Source organism: Serratia sp. S4 (assembly GCF_000347995.1).
Taxonomy (GTDB): domain Bacteria; phylum Pseudomonadota; class Gammaproteobacteria; order Enterobacterales; family Enterobacteriaceae; genus Serratia; species Serratia quinivorans.
Map to the genome: position 1 here is coordinate 652,599 of NZ_KB661120.1, position 11,906 is coordinate 664,504.

The 11,906-nt window shown below is 54.7% G+C and carries 13 protein-coding genes and 3 tRNA genes; 10 read left to right on the forward strand and 6 right to left on the reverse strand.

Annotated elements, in window-relative coordinates; genetic code table 11:
* Positions 1-15: 15 nt before the first annotated feature.
* Positions 16-1,089, reverse strand: a complete 1,074-nt coding sequence (locus SERS4_RS0103685) for a diguanylate cyclase (protein WP_012005098.1) — start codon at positions 1,087-1,089, stop codon at positions 16-18.
* 263 nt (positions 1,090-1,352) lie between these two features.
* Between SERS4_RS0103685 and SERS4_RS0103690 the strand changes: the two genes are divergently transcribed.
* Positions 1,353-1,637: a DUF1435 family protein gene (locus tag SERS4_RS0103690; RefSeq protein ID WP_012005099.1), complete on the forward strand. Its 285-nt coding sequence runs from the start codon at positions 1,353-1,355 to the stop codon at positions 1,635-1,637.
* A gap of 84 nt (positions 1,638-1,721) precedes the next feature.
* On the opposite strand, the gene SERS4_RS0103695 is transcribed toward SERS4_RS0103690, so the two are convergent.
* The 4 genes from SERS4_RS0103695 to SERS4_RS0103710 form a co-directional block, all read right to left on the reverse strand.
* A tRNA-Leu gene (locus tag SERS4_RS0103695) sits at positions 1,722-1,808 on the reverse strand.
* A 43-nt stretch (positions 1,809-1,851) separates the two neighbouring features.
* Positions 1,852-1,938 (reverse strand) — tRNA-Leu (locus SERS4_RS0103700).
* A 34-nt stretch (positions 1,939-1,972) separates the two neighbouring features.
* Positions 1,973-2,059 (reverse strand) — tRNA-Leu (locus tag SERS4_RS0103705).
* A gap of 72 nt (positions 2,060-2,131) precedes the next feature.
* Positions 2,132-3,076, reverse strand: a complete 945-nt coding sequence (locus SERS4_RS0103710; protein ID WP_012005100.1) for a LysR family transcriptional regulator — start codon at positions 3,074-3,076, stop codon at positions 2,132-2,134.
* 130 nt (positions 3,077-3,206) lie between these two features.
* On the opposite strand from SERS4_RS0103710, the gene SERS4_RS0103715 reads away from it, so the two are divergent.
* The gene (locus tag SERS4_RS0103715; protein WP_017891541.1) at positions 3,207-4,199 is read left to right on the forward strand and encodes an aldo/keto reductase; all 993 of its coding nucleotides are present in this window, start codon (positions 3,207-3,209) and stop codon (positions 4,197-4,199) included.
* A gap of 60 nt (positions 4,200-4,259) precedes the next feature.
* Here the strand turns inward: SERS4_RS0103715 and rsmC are convergent, their stop codons facing one another.
* Positions 4,260-5,303: a 16S rRNA (guanine(1207)-N(2))-methyltransferase RsmC gene (rsmC, locus tag SERS4_RS0103720; protein ID WP_012005102.1), complete on the reverse strand. Its 1,044-nt coding sequence runs from the start codon at positions 5,301-5,303 to the stop codon at positions 4,260-4,262.
* A 156-nt stretch (positions 5,304-5,459) separates the two neighbouring features.
* Between rsmC and SERS4_RS0103725 the strand changes: the two genes are divergently transcribed.
* The 8 genes from SERS4_RS0103725 to SERS4_RS0103760 all read left to right on the forward strand — a co-directional run bounded on the left by SERS4_RS0103725 (position 5,460) and on the right by SERS4_RS0103760 (position 11,802).
* The gene (locus SERS4_RS0103725) at positions 5,460-5,897 is read left to right on the forward strand and encodes a DNA polymerase III subunit psi (protein WP_017891542.1); all 438 of its coding nucleotides are present in this window, start codon (positions 5,460-5,462) and stop codon (positions 5,895-5,897) included.
* Positions 5,842-6,285 (forward strand): ribosomal protein S18-alanine N-acetyltransferase, encoded by a 444-nt coding sequence (rimI, locus tag SERS4_RS0103730; protein WP_017891543.1) that lies wholly within the window; start codon positions 5,842-5,844, stop codon positions 6,283-6,285. Before SERS4_RS0103725 ends, rimI begins: the two co-directional genes overlap by 56 nt.
* Positions 6,286-6,453: 168 nt before the next feature.
* Entirely contained in the window at positions 6,454-8,043 is a 1,590-nt protein-coding gene (gene prfC / locus SERS4_RS0103735) for a peptide chain release factor 3 (RefSeq protein ID WP_012005105.1), read from the forward strand.
* Between the two features lie 676 nt (positions 8,044-8,719).
* Positions 8,720-9,334: a molecular chaperone OsmY gene (gene osmY / locus SERS4_RS0103740; protein ID WP_012005106.1), complete on the forward strand. Its 615-nt coding sequence runs from the start codon at positions 8,720-8,722 to the stop codon at positions 9,332-9,334.
* Between the two features lie 157 nt (positions 9,335-9,491).
* Positions 9,492-9,653, forward strand: a complete 162-nt coding sequence (locus tag SERS4_RS26105) for a DUF1328 domain-containing protein (protein WP_004857650.1) — start codon at positions 9,492-9,494, stop codon at positions 9,651-9,653.
* Positions 9,654-9,711: 58 nt separating this feature from the next.
* Complete coding sequence (locus SERS4_RS0103750) at positions 9,712-9,897, forward strand: hypothetical protein (RefSeq protein ID WP_012005108.1); 186 nt, start codon at positions 9,712-9,714, stop codon at positions 9,895-9,897.
* A 10-nt stretch (positions 9,898-9,907) separates the two neighbouring features.
* The gene (locus SERS4_RS0103755) at positions 9,908-11,029 is read left to right on the forward strand and encodes a patatin family protein (RefSeq protein WP_012005109.1); all 1,122 of its coding nucleotides are present in this window, start codon (positions 9,908-9,910) and stop codon (positions 11,027-11,029) included.
* Positions 11,029-11,802, forward strand: coding sequence for a metal-dependent hydrolase (locus SERS4_RS0103760; protein ID WP_017891544.1), 774 nt, complete (start codon positions 11,029-11,031; stop codon positions 11,800-11,802). The genes SERS4_RS0103755 and SERS4_RS0103760 overlap by 1 nt, the downstream gene beginning before the upstream one ends.
* Positions 11,803-11,906 lie beyond the last annotated feature (104 nt).

The window sequence follows — 11,906 nt, forward strand, 5'->3', positions numbered from 1 at the left end:
TCACAGCCCGCCGGCTCACACGGCGGCGGGTTGAACGTTTTGCGCCAGCTGAATATTATTGCGGCCGTTGTTTTTCGCCTGATATAACGCGGCGTCGGCCGCCCGGATCGCCGAGGCCACATCCAGCTTGTCCAACGCGGAGATCCCGGCACTGAGCGTGACCGTGGTGGTTTCAAACTGGTTAAAGCGATGGGGGATTTTGAGTTCCTGCACCCGCTGGCGCACCCGTTCAGCCACTTGGGTGGCGTAATCCTCATTCACGTTGGTCAACAGCACCAAAAACTCCTCTCCACCGTAACGCACCACGATATCGCGTGAACGTACCGAATCGCGGATGGCGATGGCGACCTGCACCAGCGCCTGGTCACCCATGGTATGGCCATAATTATCGTTATAAGCCTTGAAGTGATCGATATCGAGCAGCAGCACGAAATGGCAGTCTGACGCGGCCGCCGGCAACATATTGATTTTATTCTCCAGGCCACGACGGTTATAGAGCCCGGTTAAGGGATCGATCATGCTTAAATTGCTGAACCTGTCCCGTTCGTTATACAGATTAGCCACCAGGGTTTGGGTAAAGTGTTCGCTGCGTTTAAGCATCAGGTGATGGATAGAGAACGCGATAATCGGCAATACCGTGGTGAATACTATCCGCATGGTATTGTGCATGCCGTCCAGTAATAGAATGACTAATGCGGATGGAACGGCGTGCAGGCAGAAGGCGATAAAATTATCAGTTAAGGCAATGGCGCTGATAAAAAACATACTGAACAGGCTAATTAATAGAAAACTTTGGTTGTTCGGCGCACAGTGCTGACTTTTAAGGTAAATATGTGCCGCCCACAGCAGACCCAAGACGCAGGAAAATAGATTCAGTTTTTTGACGTATAACCGCGGAGACTGCAAGGTAAATAAAAATGCCGCCAGACAAAATAGCGGTATACCTAATAAAGGCAGGGTAAAAGCGGGTTTATTTTGAAACGGGACTAATAATGTAAATACGGAAGAGGCCGCGTTCATCAATAAAAATAAAAATAATGATAAGCGGTGTTTGCTGTTCAGCAGTTCCTGATAAGAACGCGCGTTCATGCGGAATTCACTCTTTACAATATCGATCTGTCGAAAAGGTAAGGTTGCGAAAAATTCTGTCGGTGGGAATTAAACACTCGCATTGTATGGTTGTAGATTGTGATTATTAACATGCGAATTAGACTAGGAATTTTCTTATGGCAAATTATCATTTTTCAACCGTTATGTCATCCGCGTTTGACCGTCGCGGCGAAAATGATGCGCAGTGAAAAAAAGTGGTATATGATATTGGTTCTCATTATCACTTGAAGGGTAGGGTTATCATGATTGCCGCCATGATTACCGCGTGTGGGCTGTGGGGCGTCAGTTGGTGCCTGGGTAGCCGTCTGGCCAGCGCCTGGGGCGTTTTGCTGCCCTGCGCCTTGTTGCCGTTACTGGCATTGATCAACCTGGATATGATGCAATTGCGCACGCTGATTGTGATTGCCATGCTGGCCACCCTGGTGATGCTGTTCAATAGCCGTTGGCGACACTACCTGCTGCTGCCTTCCTGCATGGCGCTGGCCGGTGGACTGGCGGCGATCGGTCTGAACTTCAATCTGGGCTGAAAACGCAAAAACCACGCTTTCGCGTGTTCTTCATTGTTTCGATTGGGGATTACTTTGGGGATATTACCGGAGAGAGTTATCGATTGGTGCGAAGAGAGGGACTTGAACCCTCACGTCCGTAAGAACACTAACACCTGAAGCTAGCGCGTCTACCAATTCCGCCACCTTCGCACAGCCGATATCTTTATTTTGCTTTCGATTTATATCACCAGCTTGGTGCGAAGAGAGGGACTTGAACCCTCACGTCCGTAAGAACACTAACACCTGAAGCTAGCGCGTCTACCAATTCCGCCACCTTCGCATTGATGCTGTGCAATATAAATCATGTGGTTATTTGGTGCGAAGAGAGGGACTTGAACCCTCACGTCCGTAAGGACACTAACACCTGAAGCTAGCGCGTCTACCAATTCCGCCACCTTCGCATTCCAAGAAACATTACCGGAGTAACGTACCACGGAGGCGAATTCTAGAGATTTTGGCGGGGACGTCAATAGTTATTTCCCCTGTTTGCGGGTGTTTGCTGGAAAAACGTCCGTTTTGGGCTGTTGATACTGTTCAAACAGCCAAATCAGCCAGTCAATCAATACCCTGACCCGCGGCGCAAGGAAACGGCCGGGGGGATACATGATGTAAATGGGCATCGGCGGCGGCGGGGTTTCCGCCAATACTTCGACTAATTCCCCTTTCTGCAGCCAGGGCGCCAGCGAGTAATGCGCCGCCTGTATCAGCCCCATGCCGGCGCGACAGCCGCTGGTGTAAGCATCGGCACCGCTGACGCTCAGCCTGGCGGGCAATTCGCGCAACTCCACTTTACCGTTGCGGCAAAACTCCAGCGGGTAATTACGGTTACTGGCGAGGGAAAAGTAGCCCACCGCCTGATGCTGCTGCAACTGGTCAATCGACTGGGGGACACCGAACGCGGCCAGATAGCCGGGAGAAGCACAGGTCAACTGTGGCAGCATGGCGATGCGTCGTGCCACCAGGCTGTCATCTTCGGTTTCCCAGGCGCGCAGCACGCAATCCACCCCCTCGCGCAGCAGATCAACATGAGTATCGTTGGCGCCCAACGCCAGAGTCAGATCCGGATAACGTTGGTAAAAGTCATCCAGAGCGGGGATCACGATTTCGCGCGCCAGCGAATGGGGCATATCAATGCGTACCTTGCCGGAGGGCTGCAGCTTATGGTGACTGAACAGCGTGTCTGCTTCTTCCAGCGCACCCAGCAACTGCACGCAGCGCTGATAATACAGCGTGCCTTCGCTGGTCACCTGCACCTGACGGGTGGTGCGGATCAGTAAGCGGACGCCGAGGCGCTGTTCAAGCCGTTTGAGGGCATTGCTGACCGTGGCACGAGGTAATTGTAAACGCTCGGCTGCCCGGCTGAAACTGCCCAGTTCGACGATGCGGGTGAAAATGCGCATGGCCTGGATCTGATCCATTTTGCCGCTCCGTATTGTTAGCGATTTTTGAACAGTGATGTGTAATCCGCATTATTTATCTTTTCAGGGTAAACAACCAGACTCTGTTGTACCAGCACTCCGCTGATGAAAACCGCATGAGGGCAACACAATGCAACAACGTCAATTAGGTCCCAATGGCCCGACCGTTTCTGCCCTGGGGCTGGGCTGCATGGGGATGAGTGATTTCTATTCGACGGCGCAGGACGAAAAAGAGGCCATCGCCACACTGCACCGGGCATTGGAACTGGGGGTGACTCTGCTCGATACCGCCGACATGTACGGCCCGCACACCAACGAACGGTTGATTGGTAAAGCGATCAAGGGCAAACGGCAGCAGGTCTTCCTGGCCACCAAATTTGGCATTCTGCGCGATCCGGCCGATCCCGACGCCCGGGGCGTCAGTAGTCGGCCGGAGTATATCCGTCGTTCGGTAGAAGGCAGCCTGCAACGGCTTGGGGTTGAGGTGATAGATCTTTATTACCAGCATCGCGTGGATCCAGAAGTGCCGATCGAAGAGGTGGTTGGCACCATGGCGGACCTGATTAGCGAAGGTAAAATCCGCTACATCGGGTTGAGCGAGGCTTCGGTCGCTACGCTGGAGCGTGCGCACAAGGTGCATCCGATAACCGCGTTGCAGACCGAGTATTCACTGTGGACGCGTGATGCCGAGCAAGGGGTATTGGCAGCCTGTGAGCGTCTGGGCATCGGCTTTGTTCCTTACAGCCCGTTAGGGAGAGGTTTTCTGACCGGAGCTATCCAACGGCCGGAAGATCTGGATGCCGACGACTTCCGCCGCAGCAACCCGCGTTTCCAGGGGGAAAACTTTGCCCGCAATCTGGAACTGGTGGCGAAAGTGACTGAATTGGCCAAACAGAAAGGCGTAGCGCCTTCACAGCTGGCATTGGCGTGGGTATTGGCGCAGGGCGAACATATTGTGCCGATCCCGGGGACCAAGCGCCGTCGTTATCTGGAAGAGAACATTGCGGCGGTCGAACTGACGCTGAGCCAGGCGGAACTGGCGGCGATTGAGGCGGTGTTTCCGTTGCAGGCGGCGGCAGGCGCACGCTATGGCGCAGAGTCGATGACCTATATCAACGGATAAAAAAAGGGCGCGGCGTGTGAACGCTGCGCCCTGATCCCCGCTATTTGCGGGCGGCGTTACTTATTTCTTCTTCTTGGCATCGCGTGGTGCACGGGCAACGGTTGCCTGGTACACCTTGAAGCGGCCGTTTTGCGCCAGCACTTCATGGCTGCCGAAGGTGGCGTCCAGAATGTCCGGGTAAGGCAGGAAGGCGTTGGCCACGATGCGCAGTTTACCGCCGACGCCTAAGTGCTTCAACGCTCCGCGGATCAGGGTTTCCGCCGCCGTCAGGCTGGTTTGCAGCCCATCATGGAACGGTGGGTTGGAGATGATCAGATCGAAACGGCCGGTAATGTCGGAATAGACGTTACTGACGATCACTTCACCTTCAATCCCGTTAGCGGCCAGCGTTGCGCGGCTGGATTCAATGGCTGCGGCGTTGACATCGCTGAGGGTCAGCTTCATTTTTGGCGACAGTTTGGACAGCACCGAGGCCATCACACCGGCACCACAACCCACGTCCAGCACTTTGCCTTTCATGTGTTTATCCAGCGTCGACAGCAGCAGTGAGCTACCGACATCCAGTCCGTCGCGGCTGAACACGCCCGGCAGGGTTTTCACTTCCAGATCGTGCAACTGATAGCTTTCCCACCAGTCTTCCAGGTTGAATTCGGTCTGGGTGTCCAGGCGACCGTGATACAGGCCACAGCGGCGGGCGCTGTCGATTTTCACCAGCGTGGCGTAGTCTTCCACCATCTGATCGGCGCTGCGCACACCGCTGCGGTTCTCACCGACCACGAACACGTCAGTGCCTACCGGCAGCAGTGCCAGAATGTTGCACAGCTGGAATTGCGCTTCCTGTTTGCTCTTCGGCCAGTAGTAGATCAGCGTATCGCACTCGGCGACGAACGCAGCGTCTACGGTCAGGCCGTACTGCACGTTGTCACCCATCGCCCGGTTCAGTAACTGCCAGTGATGGTATTGCTGGGTATGGACACGCACATCCGCGGCCTCAAATTGGGCCGGCAGGGCGTCCTGCAGGTCACCGGCGAACAGAACGCGGCGTTCGATAAACTCATCACTGTGGCGCAGCATGACTTCACTGGCGGGGGTTAATGCAGACATCAGGTTTTGGCTCCTAGAAATTAGACCGGGGATTATAGAGCTTTGTGGCGATATGTTCGACGGGTTTGTTGGCGCAGGCCGCGCGGGTTTGTTAGCATAGCGCGGCGCATGGCAGGCATGGCGCACCACAACGGGTAGATCCTGACAGGAATCGGCATGGCATCAAAACGCGACTGGCTGTTACAACAACTGGGTATTACGCAGTGGACATTGCGCCGCCCGGGCGTGTTGCAGGGCGAAGTAGCCGTCAGCCTGCCACCCGAGGTGCGTTTACTGGTCGTGGCGCAGGCCTTGCCTGAGCATAACGATCCGCTGTTTTGCGACGTGCTGCGCAGCCTGGGCCTGACCCCGGCTCAAACCTATGGCCTGACGCCGGATCAGGTGGCTATGTTGCCTGAGGATACCGAATGCAACAGTTGGCGGTTGGGCGTTGCGGAGCCGCTTGCGGTGGCCGGCGCGCAGCTATACAGCCCGGCACTGGCCGAGCTTTCTCTCGATGCGAGTGCCAAACGCGCACTCTGGCAGCAGATTTGTCATCATGAACAAGATTTCTACCCTGACCGCGGCCGACCTGGCCACAGCCTTCAAGATTGAGCAGGCCAGCCACGCCTTTCCCTGGACACAAGCTACCTTTGCCACTAATCAGGGCGATCGCTACCTTAACCTGAAACTGGAAGCCGACGGGCAGATGGCGGGTTTTGCCATCACCCAAATCGTGCTGGATGAAGCCACGCTGTTCAATATCGCCATTCATCCGGACTGGCAACGCCGGGGCTTTGGCCGTCAATTGCTGGAAGCGCTGATTGCACAGTTGGAGCCCCGCGGCGTGTTTACGCTGTGGCTGGAAGTGCGTGCCTCTAACCGTGCGGCCATCGCGCTGTACGAAGATCTCGGCTTTAATGAAGTGACCATCCGCCGTAACTACTACCCTGCAGCCCATGGACGTGAAGACGCGATAGTCATGGCACTGCCGCTGGCATAGCGAATATCTCGATCCTAACTTTCCCGCCGGGAAAAGCATTGATTGTCACCGGTGGGTAAATCAGCGAAAATGCCCGGCTATTATCTTTTATTTACCGCTTTGCCTGGCGCCGTGCGCGGCGCGTTCTGATGCTTTCGCAGGGCGGACTAACTGTAGAATCTGAAAAACATGTCTCCTAGTGAATTTGCCCGCGAAGTCTCGAAAAGAAGAACTTTCGCCATCATCTCGCACCCCGATGCCGGTAAAACCACCATTACCGAAAAGGTGTTGTTATTCGGACAGGCTATCCAGACCGCCGGTACGGTAAAGGGCCGCGGCTCAAATCAGCATGCCAAATCCGACTGGATGGAAATGGAAAAGCAGCGTGGGATCTCAATCACCACCTCGGTGATGCAGTTCCCGTACCGCGAATGTCTGGTTAACCTGCTGGACACCCCGGGGCACGAAGACTTCTCCGAAGATACCTATCGCACCCTGACCGCCGTCGACTGCTGTCTGATGGTGATCGACGCCGCCAAAGGGGTTGAGGATCGTACCCGCAAGCTGATGGAAGTTACCCGCCTGCGCGATACGCCGATCCTGACCTTTATGAACAAATTGGACCGCGATATCCGCGATCCGATGGAAGTGATGGATGAAGTGGAGCGTGAGCTGAAAATCGCCTGCTCACCTATCACCTGGCCTATCGGCTGCGGCAAGCTGTTTAAAGGGGTTTATCATCTGTACAAGGATGAAACCTATCTTTACCAGACCGGTAAAGGCCACACCATTCAGGAAGTGCGCATAGTCAAAGGGTTGGATAACCCGGAGCTGGATGCCGCCGTGGGTGAAGACCTGGCCGCGCAGCTGCGTGAAGAGCTGGAGCTGGTGCAGGGCGCATCCCACGAGTTCGATCATGAAGCTTTCCTGAGCGGTGATTTGACGCCGGTATTCTTCGGTACCGCTTTGGGTAACTTCGGTGTGGACCATATGCTTGACGGCCTGGTGGCCTGGGCTCCAGCGCCGATGCCGCGTCAAAGCAGCACCCGTGAAGTGGTAGCCGCAGAAGAGAAATTCAGCGGTTTCGTGTTCAAGATCCAGGCCAATATGGATCCTAAACACCGTGACCGAGTAGCCTTTATGCGTGTGGTCTCCGGACGCTACGAGAAAGGCATGAAGCTGCGCCAGGTGCGCACCGGTAAAGACGTGGTGATCTCCGACGCCCTGACCTTTATGGCGGGTGACCGTTCGCATGTTGAAGAGGCTTATCCGGGCGATATTATTGGTCTGCATAACCACGGCACCATTCAGATCGGCGATACCTTCACCCAGGGTGAAGATATGAAGTTCACCGGTATTCCGAACTTCGCGCCGGAGCTGTTCCGTCGCATTCGTCTGCGCGATCCGTTGAAGCAAAAACAGCTGCTGAAAGGCCTGGTGCAACTGTCCGAAGAAGGGGCGGTGCAGGTATTCCGTCCGATCGCCAGCAACGATTTGATCGTCGGCGCGGTCGGTGTGCTGCAGTTCGAAGTGGTGGTTGCACGCCTGAAAAGCGAATACAACGTCGAAGCCTTGTACGAGTCGGTCAACGTTTCGACCGCCCGTTGGGTGGAATGCAGCGACGTGAAGAAGTTTGAAGAGTTCAAGCGCAAGTGTGAGCTTAACCTGGCATTGGACGGCGGCGACAACCTGTCTTACATCGCGCCAACCATGGTTAACTTGAATATCACCCAGGAACGCTACCCTGAAGTGGTGTTCCGCAAAACACGCGAGCACTAACGGTAACGGAACAGCAGGGCGCCTTAGGGCGCCCTTAGTTTCTGGTGACAAAGTTGTCTTTGAAGCCGAGATACCCGGGCCTAGCGCACCGAGGGGCGCTCCGGCGGGCAAGCCGCTACGACCCCTTCGGCACGCTCTCCCTAATAACGTGCTTTGTCAGCAGTCTTAGGGCGCCCTGTGTTATATTGCTTCACCCCATTCTGCTAATTAATAAGTCTCCTTCATCTTTTCAGTCCCCCCGCAGCCGCCAGGATTTGCCCGGCAATACCTGCTTTTTCTGTCATATGGTCTATATTTAACAGGGCATAACCGAACCGTTAAGCGTAATTCACTGCGCTTTGTCTTAACGGTAGCGAGTTATTCTGCACTGTTGCCAATAAGAGACAGTGTGATGTTTTAGAAATCAATAACATAGCAATAACATTGATTTTACTGATAGATGTTGTCGTCAATAGGCGACAGTTTTTAGCCTAAAATGTAAGCGTTATTTATTTTGTTATTGATTTTAAATGGTTTTTTAAAATTGGCACGACCGTTGCAATACTCCTGATGTGGCAACAATCGTTTAGCGTGAATGTTTGAACGTATAGAAATCGTGAAGTATTACTGAGTGGGCCGCGTTATGGCGGCTGAAGGATCCTAACCATTTTGGATCCGCAACCAAAGGAAGAGATCGATGAAAAATACTAAATTTGCACAATCACTGATGGCTGTTGTTTTGGGTTCCGTTCTGGTTAGTGGCAGCGCGCTGGCTGAAGATACTCTGCTCAATAAAGCGTCAAGTGCCGCTGATAGCGCGGGTGCCAAAATCGATAGCTCCATGAAAAAAGTTGACGGCTACATGGATGACAGCGCAACAACGGCTAAAGTTAAAAGTGCGTTGGTCGATGACAAATCCATCGCCAGCTCTGATATCTCGGTGAAAACCGAAAAAGGCACCGTCACCCTGAGTGGTTTTGTCGGCAGCCAGGCGCAGGCCGAGCACGCGGTTGAAGTGGCCGGTAAAGTGGAAGGCGTCAAATCCGTCAGCGACAAGCTGCACGTGAAAGACGAAGGCAAACAGTCGATGAAGGCTTATGCCGGTGATACCGCGACCACCAGCGAACTGAAGGCCAAACTGCTGGCCGATGACATCGTCCCTTCGCGCAACGTGAAAGTAGAAACCACCGACGGTGTGGTGCAGCTTTCCGGTGAAGTGAAAACTCAGGCGCAGTCAGAGCGTGCAGAAAGCATTGCCAAGGCTATCGACGGTGTGAAAAGCGTTAAAAACGACCTGGTCGTTAAGCCATAAATTTTTTAGCAAGCGTAACAACAAGCACCAAATTCTGGGTTAGCCGTGAGGCTAGCCCAGGATGCACCATCAAAAAAAGAAACTGACCGGCAGTCTGGTGGCGCCCGAGAAGGGCACGGATTGCGATGCGTTTTTTCACTATGGTAAGGAGAAGCTTATGTTTCGTTGGGGCATTATCTTTTTAGTCATCGCATTGATTGCTGCAGCATTAGGTTTTGGTTCACTGGCGGGTACCGCCGCCTGGGCTGCAAAAATCGTCTTCGTCGTAGGGATCATTCTGTTCCTGGTCAGCCTGTTTACCGGTCGCCGACGCCCTTAGCTTTATCCTCAAAGTGTAACAAAGCTTAATCTGTTTTCTCGCAGTAGGGAGGTCAGTCATGAACAGCGACATCATCCTCGGACGCTGGAAACAGCTGAAGGGCCGGGTGTGTCAGAGGTTGGCGCAGTGGTCTGACAGCGACTGCATCTGGCTGATGGGCAGCAATGATTGCCTCTCTGGTGTACTGCAAGAGGATTACGGAAGAGAGCAAGACAAGGTATCCTCGGGTAAAACGTCTCACTGAGGATGCAGGGTTGGGATACAGAATACCCATCACGCTCGGCAATATCGAACCGCTGGCGTATAAACCTTACCGGCCCGGTAAAATGGCGCTGGTATGTGAAGGGGGCGGGCAGCGCGGCATTTTTACTGCCGGCGTGCTGGACGAGTTCCAGCGTGCCCGCTTTAATCCTTTTGATCTGATGATCGGCACTTCTGCCGGCGCGCAAAACCTCTCGGCTTTTATTTGTGGCCAGATGGGTTACGCGCGGCGGGTGATCACCCGCTACACCACTTCCGCTGAATTTTTTAACCCATTGCGCTTTGTGCGCGGTGGGCATCTTATCGATCTCGACTGGCTGCTCGATACCACGACCCAACAGCTGCCGCTGGCGATGGACGTTGCGGAAAAAAGCCTGGTTGATGGCCGTGAATTCCTGATGTGCGCCTGCCGCAGTGATGACTTCGAACCGACCTACCTGCCCGCGCAACGCGAAAGCTGGCTACCGGCCATTAAAGCATCCAGCGCCATCCCCGGTTTTTACCGCATGGGAGTGGAGTTGGACGGCGTCAGCTATCAGGATGGTGGCATCAGCGATGCGATCCCGGTTGAAGAAGCCTATCGCCGTGGCGCGGATACCATCGTGGTGATCCGCACCGTGCCGTCGCAGATGTACTACACGCCGCAGTGGATGAAACGCATGGAGCACTGGCTGAGCGAAAGCAGCCTGCAGCAGATGGTGCGCATCCTGCAACACCACGAGCAAAGTTACCACCGCATCCAGCAGTTTATTGAGAAGCCGCCCGGCGAGCTGCGCATCTTCGAGATTTTCCCGCCGAAGCCGTTGGCCAGTAATGCCCTGGGGAGTCGCGTCACGTCGCTCAATCAGGACTATCACCTGGGCCGTAAGTGCGGGCGCTACTTCCTGGCAACCGTCGGTCACTGGCTGGTAGAACAGGACAAACTGGACGGCATGAAGGTGAAAAAGGCGCTGTCACGTCGTTTGATCCAACCGGAGAACGTCATCATGCCTTCACCGATTATTACCGACATCAGTCACCCGCGCGATCTTGCCAACCCGTCGGAAGCCAAGCTGGCGGCGATGGACATTATTTTGCCGGGTGAAGTGCCACCGGGCGAGGGTGGCCTGCTGTGATGCACGACTTCACCGACACCCACTGCCACTTCGATTTCCCGCCGTTCAGCGGTCAAGAACGCGAAAGCCTGGCGTTGGCGGAGCAAGCGGGCGTGCGACGGATTATCGTGCCTACGGTGACCGCCGATCGTTTTGTGCGGGTATTGAAGTTGGCACGCGATTATCCACCGCTGTTTGCCGCCCTGGGGCTACACCCGCTGTATATTGCCGAGCACCATGAGCCGGAGCTGGAACAATTGGCGGGGTTCCTGGCCAGCCGACCGCCGAAGCTGGTGGCGGTGGGGGAGATTGGCCTCGATCTGTATATGGAAAACCCGCAGTTCGAGCGCCAACAGCAGGTGTTAACCGCGCAATTGAAGCTGGCAAAGCAATACGATTTGCCGGTGATCCTGCATTCGCGCCGCAGCCACGATCAGTTGGCGGCGATGCTGCGCCGCACCGAAGTACCTCGTCGCGGCGTGGTGCACGGCTTTGCCGGCAGTCTGTCGCAGGCGCAGGCGTTTATCCGCCTGGGATATTACATTGGCGTCGGTGGCACCATCAGCTATGAGCGGGCGCAGAAAACCCGTAATGTCATGGCCCAACTGCCGTTGACGTCGCTGCTGTTGGAAACCGATGCGCCCGACATGCCGCTGGCCGGTTACCAGGGGCAACCGAACCGCCCCGAGCGCGCTGCTGAAGTGTTCGCTGCTCTGTGCCAATTGCGCCCAGAGTCGGAGGAGATGATCGGCGCCCAATTACAGCGAAATACACGAGAGTTATTTTCAGTGTGATGGGTTTTTTTCCGGGAATTATATTTTCGTTATGGATGCTTTGCCATTTTTTCATTTTGTTTTTTACGTATTGTAATTGCCTTTCGAATAACAAGTTAATGACA

Excerpts from the sequence above, each read along its gene's own strand:
- SERS4_RS0103685 (WP_012005098.1), bottom strand. The coding sequence starts at position 1,089 with ATGAACGCGCGTTCTTATCAGGAACTGCTGAACAGCAAACACCGCTTA.
- SERS4_RS0103690 (WP_012005099.1), top strand. The coding sequence starts at position 1,353 with ATGATTGCCGCCATGATTACCGCGTGTGGGCTGTGGGGCGTCAGTTGG.
- SERS4_RS0103710 (WP_012005100.1), bottom strand. The coding sequence starts at position 3,076 with ATGGATCAGATCCAGGCCATGCGCATTTTCACCCGCATCGTCGAACTG.
- SERS4_RS0103715 (WP_017891541.1), top strand. The coding sequence starts at position 3,207 with ATGCAACAACGTCAATTAGGTCCCAATGGCCCGACCGTTTCTGCCCTG.
- rsmC (WP_012005102.1), bottom strand. The coding sequence starts at position 5,303 with ATGTCTGCATTAACCCCCGCCAGTGAAGTCATGCTGCGCCACAGTGAT.
- SERS4_RS0103725 (WP_017891542.1), top strand. The coding sequence starts at position 5,460 with ATGGCATCAAAACGCGACTGGCTGTTACAACAACTGGGTATTACGCAG.
- rimI (WP_017891543.1), top strand. The coding sequence starts at position 5,842 with ATGAACAAGATTTCTACCCTGACCGCGGCCGACCTGGCCACAGCCTTC.
- prfC (WP_012005105.1), top strand. The coding sequence starts at position 6,454 with ATGTCTCCTAGTGAATTTGCCCGCGAAGTCTCGAAAAGAAGAACTTTC.
- osmY (WP_012005106.1), top strand. The coding sequence starts at position 8,720 with ATGAAAAATACTAAATTTGCACAATCACTGATGGCTGTTGTTTTGGGT.
- SERS4_RS26105 (WP_004857650.1), top strand. The coding sequence starts at position 9,492 with ATGTTTCGTTGGGGCATTATCTTTTTAGTCATCGCATTGATTGCTGCA.
- SERS4_RS0103750 (WP_012005108.1), top strand. The coding sequence starts at position 9,712 with ATGAACAGCGACATCATCCTCGGACGCTGGAAACAGCTGAAGGGCCGG.
- SERS4_RS0103760 (WP_017891544.1), top strand. The coding sequence starts at position 11,029 with ATGCACGACTTCACCGACACCCACTGCCACTTCGATTTCCCGCCGTTC.